This window comes from Clostridium nitrophenolicum, from assembly GCF_055391695.1.
The window spans coordinates 3,850,361-3,864,529 of record NZ_AP042469.1 but is presented as its reverse complement, the minus strand read 5'-3'; the positions used below and the strand labels follow the sequence as shown (position 1 = coordinate 3,864,529).

The window sequence follows — 14,169 nt, the reverse complement described above, 5'->3', positions numbered from 1 at the left end:
AAACAGCACACTATTTTTTGTATTTAAATAATTAATATATTGAGTATACCTAGTGTATATACCTCATCTTCCATTTATATATATTTAAAGAATTATTATAAAAAATATGAATATTTTACCTATAAAGGGATAATACTACTTTTGAAAAAGGAGGTAGTAAAATGTCTGAGAACAACTATTCAAATGGAGAAGTAAAAGATAATAAAGCAAATTATGAAGATGTAAATTACCAGGAAAGTCAAATTACCCCTAATAATACGGCTGCAGGTTCAGATCCGGATATGTATTATGATGAAAGGCAAATAAGAAATCCTCAGCCAGATAACAGAATACCGGGGAATAATCCAAGAAATTATAGGCCAAGGGAAAATAACGCATATAATCCAAATAATAGACCTAGTTTTAATAATTCAATCTATCAGGCTAATTATAATCAAAACCCAAGAAATTATTATAGAGGTGATGGCAGAATGAATTATCCAACCAATTATCCAAATAATTATAGGATGGAAGATGATTATGGGTATAGATGTCCACATCCTAACTATTATGATGATTATGACTGTGATTGTCATGAGTCAGGAAGAGCTTATTATGGAGGTGCTAGACCTTATGGAAGACCAAGAGCAGGGGCATGGTACCCAAATATGAGAGATTGCGACCCTTATTACAATTATGGAATGATGCCAAACTCTTGGTGGAATCAGCGCATGATAACAGACTTTATTAATAGACCAAGAGTTAACAATTTTTTTAGAGGCGTTGGAATAGCTACAGTGGGACTGATATTAGCTCCATCAGTTGCTAGGACCTTGAGACCTATTGTAGCTAAAACTGTTCAAGGAGTGATGAATACATCTGAGGAGTTTAGGAGTATATTTGCTGATGCTAAGGAGGATATTGAGGATATCTTTGCAGAAGCTAAATGGGAAGAAGGCAACAACGAAAGATATAACTATGGTGAAAACGAGAATCACAATAAATAATTCTAAAAGATAATTAATGGTTTTTATAAATAATTGAAGTACATAATGAACACAATAAAGAATAGATGTTATAAAGCATTCATTTCAAGCAAGATCCAAGACGAAGGAGAATTATAAGAATGAATTTTTGCAGGATAGAGGTTGTCAAGTCTTTGCCGGGAAGACTGCGGGTGAGGATTAAAGGACTTAAGGGCAATCGGTACTTCGCTGAAGCTATAGAAAGCACATTGAAAAGAAATGGAAAAGTTTTTACTGTCAAGGCCAATCCACAAACAGGAAAGGCCTTAATTCTCTTTGATTCGAGGCAGATTTCCGTTAATAAGCTTTACCAGGAGATAATAAACTCGCTAGATATTATGATCTCAAGAGCAGTTTCTTCAAGAACTAGTAAATTGTATGCAAAAAGTCTGTATAGAAAACCAAATGAAATAAAAGTTTTTGAGCCTGAGGATTTGTCTATTCAATCACAAATATCAAAGGTAACCTTAAGCGGTGGACTATTATTAGCCCTAACGGTAAAGAGAATTTTCTTTGGAAAATCCTCTATGGCACGCTCTGCTCCAATAAATAATTTAGCTGCTTTAACAACAATAGTTACAGGATATCCAATTTTCAGAAGCGGATTAGAGAACCTTATAAAAAGACGAAAGTTAAACAATGATTTTTTAATCAGTGCAGCTACTGTGGTATCGCTTCTCTTAAAGGAAAGTATTACAGGATTGGTTGTGGTATGGCTTGTTAATTTGAGTACTTTGTTTCAAACTATGACCTTGGATAAATCACGTAAGGCAATAAAGGAAATGCTGCAGGGTAAGGACGAAATGGCGTGGTTGGTGGTAGATGGAACAGAAATATCTGTTCCTATAGAATCTATAGAAAAGGATAACATTATTGTTGTCCATATTGGTGAAAAAATACCAATTGATGGTGAAGTAACTAGTGGTGAAGCGGCTGTTAGTCAGGCAGTTATAACCGGTGAAGCAATTCCAGTCACAAAAAAGCAAGGTGATAAGGTTTTTGCTGGATCTATCGTTGAACAAGGAACAATAAAGGTTTTAGCAGAAAAAGTAGGAAAAGAGACATCTATAGCTAGAATTGTTCAATTAGTTGATGAAGCCAGTAAGATAAAAGCACCTATTGAAAATATGGCAGATCGTTATTCTGAGAAAATAGTTCCTTTATCCTTAGGACTTTCATTGCTAAGCTACTTGATAACCAGAGATTTTAAAAGAAGCATGACTATGCTCATTGTGGCATGCCCATGTGCTGCAGGTCTGGCTACTCCTACAGCAATTAGTGCATCCATGGGAAATGCAGCTAAAAAGGGTATTCTTATTAGGGGAGGAAACTATTTAGAGAAGGTAGGAAAAACAGATGTAGTTTTATTTGATAAAACTGGAACATTGACTGAGGGTAACCCATCTGTAGTAACAATTGAGGCTGTACATAAAGACTATCCTCCTGATCTAGTATTGCAATTAGCAGCTTCAGTAGAAAACTATACAAACCACCCTCTAGCTAAGGCTGTATTAGAAAAAGCAAATGAGACCAATACCATTTTATTGCCTACAGATGCTCAGGTAGTTATCATTGGGCAGGGTGTTAAAGGTATTGTAAATGGAACTGTTGTCATGGTTGGAAATGAACTTTTCATGAAGAACAATGGAATAAATATAAATAAAGATAGGGTAAAAGCTGATCGAATGAAGTTGCTGGGCCAAACGGTACTTTTTACAGCACATGAGAATGAGTTAATAGGAATAGTTGGCATAAAAGATAAAGTAAGGTATGAAAGCAATAGAGCCATTAAGGGATTAAAGGAAGAAGGAGTATGCAATATTGGACTAGTAACAGGGGACTGTGCTGAAACCGCTGAAATGATAAAGGATGAATTAGGTCTTGATCAGATGTGGGCTAATACTTTACCTGAGGAAAAAGTAAATATCGTAGAAAAATATCAGAGTGAAGGTAAGCTTGTGACTATGGTAGGCGAGGGGATTAATGACTCACCTGCTTTAGCTAAGGCTGATATTGGTATCGCCATGGGAACCGGTGGTACCGATGTAGCTATTGAGTCTGCAGATATTGTTTTAGCTGATGATAATCCTGAAAAGATTGTTACCTTAGTTAAATTAAGCAATCATACAATGGAAGTTGTAAAACAGAATTTTATTTTTGCTGTTGGAATTAATGCCATTGGGTTGATTCTCGGTGCAGGAAAAATAATATCTCCGTTGTCAGCTGCAATCTTGCATAACCTTAGCACCTTTGGTGTTGTTGTCAATTCTTCGAGATTAATGAATTATTCTGTAGATAAAAAGAGAAGGAGGAGGACAGGTGGCAGAACTAAAGGACCTGGAAAATAAGATGAGAGCTTTAATTGCTCAAGGAAAAGAGTGTGTTGATTTAAGCTTTGAAATAATTGATAAAGAACCAGAAACAAAAAAAGTAATATTAAAACACTGGGAGAACTTTCTATTTCATTATTTTGAATATATTAAAGATAAAGAAAAGGAAACAGGACAAGACATAATCAAAGGCATCTCTGTGAGAAAATTAATGAGATTTCTGTAATAAGATATATGATTGTGTTCAAGTTAAGCATTTGTATGTGCTTAACTTGAAAAAATTTTGGTGAATTAATATACTTTTATGGACTTCGCTGTTGAGACTCTACATAGCTGGCATAAAAAACTGTTCCTTCATCATTTCATACAAGAAAAACTAACCCAAAATAATATGTTTATTTTAGTCTCATAAAATCATTAGGCTAATAAGGGGTAGTTGAAATAAAGAATATGTTTTTCATACGGGGGTTCAATGAGACTCGCCTCCACTAAATAGGAACTTAGAATTTGATACAATGGAAAGCCCTTGATTTCAGGGGCTTTTCGCGTTTTTTGAAGAAAAGTGAATTTGAATTTTTCAGTTTTAAAGATTAAATTTATAGATTCTTATGTTGGACATGCACACTCCTAGAGTTTTTTGATAGAGGAGTGTGCATTTTTAGTATGGTTATATTTTGTATCCAGCAACTTGTTTTTTATAAGGTGGTGCACTTTGTTTTTATTTATGCAGTATTATTTATTGAATATTTTGCTGAGTGTATTAAAAATTATTATATGTAATATGGGATTTATATAAGATATTCCTAATAAATTTTCAGTATAAAAGTATGAATAAATATGCTATTGAGGATAATTGAAATATATGGTAATATAGGTAATATAAACAATTAGAAAACGTTTTCTAAAAGCTTAAGAAAAGAGATGCTAACTCAGCAGAGAATTATTATATATGATGATATATGCCTGGTTAGCGTGTATGAGATAGATTATTTTTCCCATGAAAGATATAGAAGTGAGTCAGTGGAGTAATTTACCATGTACTTAGAGTTAGGGCCTTAAGGAATAAATAATTTGGAGGTAATCTTATGCGTAGGTTCAAAGTTTTTCTTTTGGTAATTGTATTTACATTTGCCCAATTTATCTCGACAGGTGTAATGAGCAATCCGGCTATAGCTGCAAGTGTATTAAATGATGGACTAGCTCCTACTCCACCTATGGGATGGAACAGCTGGAATAAGTTTGGAGGCGATATAGACCAGTGGAAGATTATGCATATGGCGGACGCTATGGTGGAGAACGGCATGAAAGATGCAGGCTACGAGTATATAAACATAGACGATAACTGGATGGCTAAAACAAGGGATCAAAATGGCGATTTTGTTCCCGACCCCACAAGATTTCCTGACGGAATCAAGGCTGTTGCAGATTATGTACACAGCAAAGGTTTAAAGCTTGGGATTTACTCCTCTAACGGTGCAAGAACCTGTATGGGGCTTCCTGGAAGCCAGGGCTATGAGGAAAGGGATGCCAAAAAATTTGCAGAATGGGGGGTAGATTATTTAAAGTATGACTTCTGCTTTAATGCAAGATCAAGCACATATGCACCTGATATCGATAAGATTGTTTTATCAGATGGAATCAACAGGACAACATATGAAGCTGAATCCCCCAACAATACGCTTACCGGAAATGCAATTTTAGTTGGCTCGAAGGTTGGATATATAGGCAATAACTCTGGGGAGCTAATATTTAATAAAATTACCGTACCTGCAGCAGGTGATTATACTTTAACCCTTTATTATTATAACGGTGATGCTAGCAGGAATCTGTTTGTAAGTGTGAACGGAGGTACAGGCGAAAAATACAGCATACCTTCCTCAAGCGGCTGGGGTACTGCAGCTGATTATGCTATTAAAGTTACTTTAAAGCAAGGTGAAAATATTATAAAGTTTTACAACCCGGAAGATGGTGCCAACATTTCAGCACAGCAGTACGGAGTCATGGGAGATGCATTAAAGGCCACAGGGCGTCCTATAGTTTTCAGTATTTGTGAATGGGGAGCCAATAAGCCTTGGTTATGGGGCCCTTCAGTAGGACACCTTTGGCGTACAACCGGCGATATAGTCGACAGCTGGGACAGTATGACAAGTATAATGGATCAAAATTCTGTACTTGCACAATATGCAGGACCGGGACATTGGAATGATCCCGATATGCTTGAAGTTGGAAATGGCGGTATGACTGATACAGAGTACCGTGCACATTTTAGTTTATGGAGCATGATGGCTGCTCCCCTCATTGCAGGCAACGATATAACCAACATGTCGGATTCTACAAAGGAAATCCTTCTGAACAAAGAAGTCATTGCAATTGATCAAGACCCGGCAGGAATACAGGGAAGTAAAATACGCGATGACGGTGACTACGAAGTATGGGTTAAGCCGCTGGTTAACGGAGACAAGGCTCTATTGTTCTTTAATCGAAGCCAGGCATCAAAAACAATGAGTTTGGATATAAAAGACCTTGGTTTAAAGAAGGCTCCTGCATATATCGTACGTGACCTGTGGGCTCACAGTGAAAGTGCTGCAAAAAACCAAATTAGTGCAGTTGTGCCGTCACATGGAGTAGCAATGTTTAGAGTTCGCCCTGGCACTCCAGATATGGCTCAGCCGGCAACAGATTTTAAAGTAACTTATGACAACGATGTTGTAGCAGGTCAAAAAAGCAAGGTCACTGTTACGTTTACTAATAATGGCAGGACAGCTATAGAGAAAGTGGCAATAAATTTACAGTGCACTGAGGGATGGACTGTTAATGCTGCTTCAGCAACCACATTTAATAATCTTCCTCCAGGAAGATCAATTACCACAACGTGGGATATTACAGTACCTGGTGATGCAAATCTTAGCTTATATGACATAGTAGCAAAGGGCACCTTTCTTTACGGGGATCAGCAGCTCCAGGGACAAAAACAATTAAAAAGCCAGATTAAAGTACTGCCAGTTCCCCCATCAACGGACACCTATCTTAGCGATATTCATTGGCTTGAATCAACGAACGGATGGGGACCTGTGGAAAAAGATATGAGTAATGGAGGATCGGCTTCAGGAGATGGAAAGATTATAACCATAAATGGTACAACTTATGAAAAAGGACTTGGGACTCATGCAGAATCAGCAATAACCTACTATATTGGAGGAAAGTTTTCCAAATTTATTGCCGATGTAGGAATTGATGATGAAGTTGGAAACAATGGTTCTGCAGCATTTCAAGTTTGGGCGGATGATAAGAAGATCTATGACAGCGAAGTGCTATATGGCAGTTCACCTGTAAAGCATGTGGATGTTGATATAACCGGAGCAAAAATTCTCAAGCTTGTTATAACTAATGGTGGAGACAATATAGATTATGACCATGCCGACTGGGCCGGCGCTAAGATAATTTATAATACCAGTAAGTAATAAATTAATCCGTTGTGCTAGTGCATTTACTAGCACAACGGATTAATTACTGCAATACACATAAATCCTTAACAGGTTTAAGTAAAATATAGCTCAAATTTTCAGTTATTTGAAACTTAATGTAAAACTTATTTGTTTTTAAATATATTATCTAAATTGATATCCTTTTCATACTGTTTTTGTGATATACTTTTCACTAGAACATATAAGCATTGAAAGGAGATTACTATAGTGAAAGTAACTGAAAGACTTAAAAAATTAAGAGCCTTGATGGCAGAAAAAAATATTAATATGTATATTGTACCTACTGCTGATTTTCATCAGAGTGAATATGTAGGTGAACATTTTAAAGCTAGAAAGTACATAACAGGTTTTACAGGTTCTGCAGGAACTGCTGTTATTACAATGGATAGTGCAGGGCTTTGGACAGATGGAAGATATTTTCTTCAAGCTGGGAAGCAACTAGAAGGAACAACTGTTGAATTATTTAAAATGGGTGAGCCAAAGGTTCCAACTATAGAAGAATACATAGAAAGCATTCTTCCTGAAAAAGGAACACTTGGATTTGATGGCCGTGTTGTTGCTATGGGAAGTGGACAAGTTTATGAAGAAATTGTTCAAAAGAAAAATGGATCTATAAAATATGATTGTGATTTAATTGATGATATATGGGAAGATCGCCCATCACTTTCTGAAAAACCAGCATTTGCCCTTGATATAAAATATACTGGCGAAACTACAGCTTCAAAATTAAAACGTGTTAGAGAAGCAATGGAAGCTGCAGGTGCAAAGGCGCATATAATTACATCTTTAGATGATATAGCATGGCTTCTTAACATCCGTGGAGATGATATTGAATTCTTCCCTCTAATTTTAAGTTATGTAATCGTTACGATGGATGAAGCACATCTTTTCATAAATGAAAAGAAGCTAAGCGCTGAAATAAAAGCAGATCTTATGAAAAATGGTGTAACAGCTTTCCATCCATATAATGATGTATATGAAGAAGTTAAAAAGTTCACTGCAAAAGATGCATTACTAGTTGACCCTGTTAGAATGAATTATGCATTATATAACAACATTCCTAAAGATGTTAAAAAAGTAGAAAAAGAAAATCCATGTGTTTTATTTAAAGCTATGAAAAACCTAACTGAAATTGAAAATATTAAAAAAGCTCAAATTAAAGACGGAGTAGCACATGTAAAATTTATATACTGGCTAAAGCAAAATGTAGGCAAAGAAAAAATCACAGAAATCAGCGCAGCTAATAAATTAGAAGAATTACGTACAGATCAGGGAGGATTTATCCGTCAAAGCTTTGAACCGATATGCGCATTTGGTGAGCATGGTGCTATCGTACACTATACTTCTTCTCCTGAAACTGATGTAGAACTTAAAGAGGGATCTTTATTCTTAACAGATACAGGAGCTGGATTCTATGAAGGTTCTACTGACATAACAAGAACTATTGCATTTGGAGAAATACCACAAATAATGAAGGATCACTTTACTTTGACTGTACAAAGTAATCTTCGTCTTGCTCATGCAAGATTCCTTTATGGATGTAATGGTATGAATTTAGATATACTTGCACGTGCTCCATTCTGGGATAATAACTTAAACTTCAACCATGGAACAGGTCACGGCGTTGGATATTTAATGAATATTCACGAAGCACCAACAGGATTTAGATGGCAGTACCGTGCACATGAAGTTCATCCAATTGAAGAAGGCATGGTGCTTACTGATGAACCAGGAATATATATTTCAGGTTCTCACGGAGTTAGAATTGAAAATGAACTTCTTGCATGCAAAGGCGAGAAAAATGAATATGGTCAATTTATGTATTTTGAAACAATTACTTATGTACCTATGGATTTAGATGCAATAAACCCTGAAATGATGAGTATACAAGAAAAAACATGGTTAAATGAATATCACAAGACAGTATATGATAAAATTTCACCATACTTAAATGAAGAAGAAAAAGCATGGTTAAAAGAATATACTAGAGAAATCTAACAATTAAAATTAATCGAGTAGTATGGAAATACTTACTTTCCTACTACTCGATATTTATTTTCAAATTAGAATAAAAAGCAGCATAACTTATGTTTAAAACGGTAGGGGCGAAAGCCCTATTTGTCGTGGTACCAATTTTAGAATAAAAAAGATAACAGAATCCGGTAAAGATATAGTTATAGCAGCTAAAACTAAGTAAAATCAACAGTATATTTTGTTTTAGCATAGATAACAATAATAAAGCATCGTAATTGTAATAATTTGAGTAACAATGGTAAGAAATAATAAAATTGTTCTTTAAAAAATATACTTATGTATTTGCAGGTGGATATACACTATGATATAATTATACAAGCTATAAAATTTATATTATTAGAGGTGAATATTAATGAGTAGTATTTCGCATAGGATTGAAAGATTGCCAGTTACGCCAATGCTTTGGAAAGTGTTACTTTTAACAGGTATTGGCTGGCTATTTGACGCCATGGACCAAGGAATGGTATCTGGTGTTATGGCTGCAATCGGCAAATCGTGGAAGCTTACTCCCGCTGATTTAGGCCTGCTCGGCAGTGCTTCAGCGGTGGGAATGGCTATTGGTGCTGCTGTTGCTGGGATGGTGGCTGACAAATGGGGTAGAAGAACAGTTGTTACGTTTACTCTTGTGCTATACGGGGTAGCTAGTGCCCTATCTGGGCTTGCCACTAACTTTACTATATTATTGTTTTTTCGATTTTTAACGGGATTAGGTTTGGGTGGAGAGCTGCCAGCAGCATCTACTTTGGTTAGTGAATTCTCACCTGCTAAAGCCCGTGGCAGAATGGTTGTTCTATTAGAGAGCTTCTGGGCCTGGGGATGGATAGTTGCTGCTTTAATCGCTTACCTTTTAATTCCGGTTTATGGTTGGCGTATTGGATTTTTCTTAGGAGGAATACCGGCACTATACGCAGCTTATCTGAGAAGAAATATTCCAGAGTCTCCTCGATACTTGGAACAAAAAGGGCGCTTTCAAGAAGCAAATGAGATTGTAGCTAAGATGGAACAACAGGCCGGAGTAAACAATAAAAAAGCAACTGCAGTCAATGAGCCTGAAGAGAAGAAGAGCAGTAGTATTACCATTTTTGATCTATGGTCTCCAGCTTATGCTAGGCGTACCTTTGTGTTATGGATTCTATGGTTAGGTATTAATTTTGGCTATTACGGGTTTGTTTTATGGACTCCGACTCTTCTTGTAGGCAAAGGGTTCAGTTTAGTAAAGGGTTTTGAATTTACATTAATTATGAGCATTGCTCAATTACCTGGATATTACAGTGCAGCCTATCTAATAGAAAAAATTGGTCGTAAATTCGTTTTAGTAGTTTATTTAGCGGGCACCGCCCTATCAGCATATCTATATGGTCAAGCGGCATCCGTAACTACTGTTCTTATTTTTGGCTGCCTACTTTATTTTTTCAGCCTTGGAGCTTGGGGTGCAGTATATGCTTATACGCCAGAAGTTTATCCTACAAGGGTTAGGGGCAGTGGAGCTGGTTGGGCAGCTGCTGTTGGCCGTATTGGTGCAATTGCCGCCCCTTACATTGTTGGCCTGGTATATCAGACTAAAGGTAAACAGGGTGGTTTCACTTATGTCTTTCTTATGCTAACTGTAGTGTTTGCATTGGTAGCAATAGTAGTTGCTTTAGCGGGTGTTGAAACTAAAGGTCAAACTCTTGATGAAATCAATGTGGTTTAATTGTAATAGTGAAAAAGAAATAAAATTATGGATTATTATTTTTGGTGAATAATGATTCTATTTGTAGAAGTATACTTAAGACATAAGAAAAAATTGAACTACTAAAAGCCATACCCCCCTTGAGAAATCAAGGGGGGTATGATATATTAAGGGCAAAAATCTGGTGAAAACATAGGAGAATTTGATTTTTCCCTCTTTTCTTTCTCTAAAGCAATTTTGTCCAAAATTTTAATAACCTCTGTTGGATATAAGGTACTAATAAATTCTAAAGCATCTAAAGTATTGTCACTTGAGTGGATGATACTTCGTCGACGGTTTAGAGGCCGATTCTTATTCAGTTCATTTCGCAGCTTTATTTTCAAAAGGAAATTTCCATTTGATACATAAGGATACTCCCCTTGATACATCTTATCTAAAGGAATTGGATAGAAATCATAAGCAATAACTAAAACAACTGGTTTTCCGCTTCCTCCATATTCTTTCCATTTAGCATATCCCCAATCGCCACCTCGTAAATTACGTGTTGCCTTTTTCTTACGATCTTTATCAAGTTCATAAATATTTAGTATGTGTAGCCCGTGGTTTCCTAACCACTTGATTATCCAATCAGTTAAGTTGTTTTCATGAGCCCATTCTCTAATGATAAATGCCATAATTTCACCTGAATTTTGCTGATCATGGAGCTTTAAATAATATAGATTTTTCAACCACTCGCTTTTTTCAGAGAGTCTTTTTAGTACTGATAATTCTGGAGTCCAGTCGTTCTTATCCAAAAACCTTTGTAAATCAACCCAACTCAATTTTACATTTACGCCGCACTGATTAATCAGAGTGCGAAGTGCTCTTGTGTATTTATTATTGTGGACTAATTCACTATCTTCTTCTCTGATACCTTTAGGTAAACCTGAATCCTCCGCTTTATGATAAACAAGATGATAGGCCATACTTAGCAGATAATGTCTAGGATTAGGTACAAAATATTTATTATTCAAAAGAATTCTTTCATCAAGAATTTCTTGTGCACAGTGCCTGGGATAATAGGGAAGTCCATTGTAATTGCTTTCAGAGATGCCACTAATACTATAAATATTACATGCAATAGAATTATTTTTATAATGGGGAGAAAGATGCTTATTAATCTTAACTAAATCATCATCATGGACAAGTAAATCAATAGCTTCTTTTTTTCTAAATTTGGGAAATTTATCAAACCATCTTAATATAATATATTTAATCTGTTCTCCATTTAACAGTTTAAAAAAATCATCAACACTTATAGATCTAGGTATATACTGGCGTGTATTCATTTCTATCATATGATTCCTCCTAGTGAATTGCATTATTTTTAATCATAATATGCTGAGTAAGGATTTTTTGCATTATTCAATCCCATTGTTTCAAGCATTCTTATATTTTCTCATATCAAATAAGGAATTTATATTGTATTTAAGTTATAGTTTGTAAATAAGTATATGCTATTGTAAGATAAAAGGTGAAAAGAGTGGGGCATCATAACAATTACTAATGAAGAGAAAAACGCCCCATTGGCTCTTGAACCTCCCATTTGACTTTTGCTATAGAATATAATATTAATATTTTATGTTTTTTTATAAATGATATATAATTGAAAAGGGAAATAAGGGAATTTAGAAGGAGTGCATATATGCTAGTTAAAATTACAAATGGTTGCGTTGCTTTTGGCGCAAATACAATATTATCTAACATTGATTTTCAAATAAACGAAGGGGAAAAGGTTGCTTTAGTTGGACGAAACGGATGCGGAAAGACAACTCTGCTTAAGCTGATTTCCGGTGAATATGACCTTGCAAAGCTTGATAATGGCGAAACCTCCTCTATTATTACAGCGAGGAATATAACTATCGGTTATCTTAGGCAGATTACCTTTGAGGATGAAAATATTACTCTTGAGGATGAAGTTAAAAAAGCCTATAATGAAATATTTGATATAGAAATTAGAATGGAAAAACTTCTTAGTGAGATGGAAAGTGGTTCAAATAATTCTGCAGTTAAGAAATATTCAGAATTACAGGAAAGATACAATCTGATTGGAGGATACACTTATAAGAAGGAATATGAGACTGCTATCAAGCAGTTTGGATTTGCTGATGAAGATAAGGGAAAGGCTCTTTCAGAGTTTTCTGGAGGACAGCGCACTAAAATTGCCTTTATCAAGCTTTTGCTCAGTAAGCCGGATTTATTGGTATTAGACGAACCTACCAACCATCTTGATATTAATGCTATTGAATGGCTTGAAGAATATTTAAAGGCATATAAAAATGCAGTTCTTATAGTTGCCCATGATAGAGAATTTTTAGATAAAATTGTGAGCTCAGTTTATGAAATTGAACGAGGAAAAATCACAAAATATGCTGGAAATTACTCTGCATTTGCTGAAAAGAAGCGTCTTGATTGGGAAATGCAGCAAAAAAAACATATAGAACAGCAAAAGGAAATTGCTCATTTAAGCGGACTTGTAGACCGTTTTCGTTATAAAGCTACCAAAGCGGCTATGGCGCAATCTAAAATAAAGCAGCTTGAGCGTATGGATATAGTGGAAGCCCCTGAGTTGGCAGATACAAAGAGCTTTTATGCGGATTTTGAACCTGAGTACCAAAGTGTTCAATTGGTATTGTCAGCAAAGGATTTGAAAATAGGCTATAGCAAAACACTTTCAACAGTTTCACTCAATATAATGCGTGGTGAAAAAATTGGGATTATCGGAGGCAACGGATTAGGTAAATCTACGTTTTTAAAAACCATTGTTGATACCATACCTAAGCTTGGCGGTACATATTCCTTTGGGGATAAGGTTAAAATCGGATATTTTGACCAGCATATGGCACAGTATAAAAGTGATAAAACTGTACTGGATGAATATTGGGATGAGTTTCCTAATTTAACTCAGACAGAGGTTCGCAGTGCTCTTGGAGCTTTTCTTTTTACACAGGAGGATGTATTTAAACCAGTTAATGCTCTTTCTGGTGGAGAAAAGGTACGTTTAGAACTATGCAAAATATTAAAGCGCAGACCAAACTTTCTGATCCTTGATGAACCTACAAATCATATGGATATAATAAGTAAAGAAACATTGGAGAAAATGCTTAAGGATTATACCGGTACGCTGCTTTTCGTTTCCCATGACAGATATTTTGTGAAACAGATTGCTTCATCAGTTTTGGTATTCGATAATGGTAATGTTGACTACTACTCTTTTGGATATGAGCACTATTTGGAACAGGTAGCAAAGAAATTTGCTGATGAAGAAATAGTTGTGGTTAAAGAGAAAAGTCAAAAGAAAAAATTTACAACACCTGGTAAGGAAAAGGCTAAAATGGAGGCAAGGGTTAAAAAACTTGAAGTATTAATTGAGGAATGTGATGAAAAAATTGCAAAACTTCAAGAAGAGCTTCAATCGGAAGCGGTTATTTCCGATTATGTAAGACTAACGGAGCTTCAAAAGGAACTTATGGCACAGGAAGAGATCAATATGGGCTATTTAGAAGAATGGGACGAATTGCAGCATAAATTAGCTGAATAATTAACACAGGCAAGCCACCGAATTTTTAATAGTCGGTGGCTTTTATAATATAAATATACCCGGT

Annotated in this window: 8 protein-coding genes; 7 read left to right on the top strand and 1 reads right to left on the bottom strand. The window is 35.6% G+C overall.

Annotated elements, in window-relative coordinates:
* Positions 1-161: 161 nt before the first annotated feature.
* The 6 genes from ACZ5N4_RS18290 (at position 162) to ACZ5N4_RS18265 (ending at position 10,546) form a co-directional block, all read left to right on the top strand.
* On the top strand, positions 162-986 hold the full coding sequence (locus ACZ5N4_RS18290; protein ID WP_464203943.1) for a hypothetical protein: 825 nt from the start codon (positions 162-164) through the stop codon (positions 984-986).
* Between the two features lie 119 nt (positions 987-1,105).
* Positions 1,106-3,352, top strand: a complete 2,247-nt coding sequence (locus tag ACZ5N4_RS18285) for a heavy metal translocating P-type ATPase (protein ID WP_464203942.1) — start codon at positions 1,106-1,108, stop codon at positions 3,350-3,352.
* Entirely contained in the window at positions 3,324-3,560 is a 237-nt protein-coding gene (locus ACZ5N4_RS18280) for a hypothetical protein (protein ID WP_464203941.1), read from the top strand. The genes ACZ5N4_RS18285 and ACZ5N4_RS18280 overlap by 29 nt, the downstream gene beginning before the upstream one ends.
* Positions 3,561-4,419: 859 nt before the next feature.
* Entirely contained in the window at positions 4,420-6,795 is a 2,376-nt protein-coding gene (locus ACZ5N4_RS18275) for an NPCBM/NEW2 domain-containing protein (RefSeq protein ID WP_464203940.1), read from the top strand.
* 231 nt (positions 6,796-7,026) lie between these two features.
* On the top strand, positions 7,027-8,817 hold the full coding sequence (locus ACZ5N4_RS18270) for an aminopeptidase P family N-terminal domain-containing protein (protein WP_464203939.1): 1,791 nt from the start codon (positions 7,027-7,029) through the stop codon (positions 8,815-8,817).
* A gap of 388 nt (positions 8,818-9,205) precedes the next feature.
* A complete protein-coding gene (locus tag ACZ5N4_RS18265) occupies positions 9,206-10,546 on the top strand; it encodes an MFS transporter (protein ID WP_464203938.1) in 1,341 nt (446 codons plus the stop codon).
* A 146-nt stretch (positions 10,547-10,692) separates the two neighbouring features.
* On the opposite strand, the gene ACZ5N4_RS18260 is transcribed toward ACZ5N4_RS18265, so the two are convergent.
* Positions 10,693-11,862, bottom strand: coding sequence for a hypothetical protein (locus tag ACZ5N4_RS18260; protein WP_464203937.1), 1,170 nt, complete (start codon positions 11,860-11,862; stop codon positions 10,693-10,695).
* A 347-nt stretch (positions 11,863-12,209) separates the two neighbouring features.
* Between ACZ5N4_RS18260 and ACZ5N4_RS18255 the strand changes: the two genes are divergently transcribed.
* The gene (locus tag ACZ5N4_RS18255) at positions 12,210-14,105 is read left to right on the top strand and encodes an ABC-F family ATP-binding cassette domain-containing protein (protein WP_464203936.1); all 1,896 of its coding nucleotides are present in this window, start codon (positions 12,210-12,212) and stop codon (positions 14,103-14,105) included.
* The last annotated feature ends 64 nt before the right edge of the window (positions 14,106-14,169 follow it).

Excerpts from the sequence above, each read along its gene's own strand:
- ACZ5N4_RS18290 (WP_464203943.1), top strand. The coding sequence starts at position 162 with ATGTCTGAGAACAACTATTCAAATGGAGAAGTAAAAGATAATAAAGCA.
- ACZ5N4_RS18285 (WP_464203942.1), top strand. The coding sequence starts at position 1,106 with ATGAATTTTTGCAGGATAGAGGTTGTCAAGTCTTTGCCGGGAAGACTG.
- ACZ5N4_RS18275 (WP_464203940.1), top strand. The coding sequence starts at position 4,420 with ATGCGTAGGTTCAAAGTTTTTCTTTTGGTAATTGTATTTACATTTGCC.
- ACZ5N4_RS18265 (WP_464203938.1), top strand. The coding sequence starts at position 9,206 with ATGAGTAGTATTTCGCATAGGATTGAAAGATTGCCAGTTACGCCAATG.
- ACZ5N4_RS18260 (WP_464203937.1), bottom strand. The coding sequence starts at position 11,862 with ATGATAGAAATGAATACACGCCAGTATATACCTAGATCTATAAGTGTT.
- ACZ5N4_RS18255 (WP_464203936.1), top strand. The coding sequence starts at position 12,210 with ATGCTAGTTAAAATTACAAATGGTTGCGTTGCTTTTGGCGCAAATACA.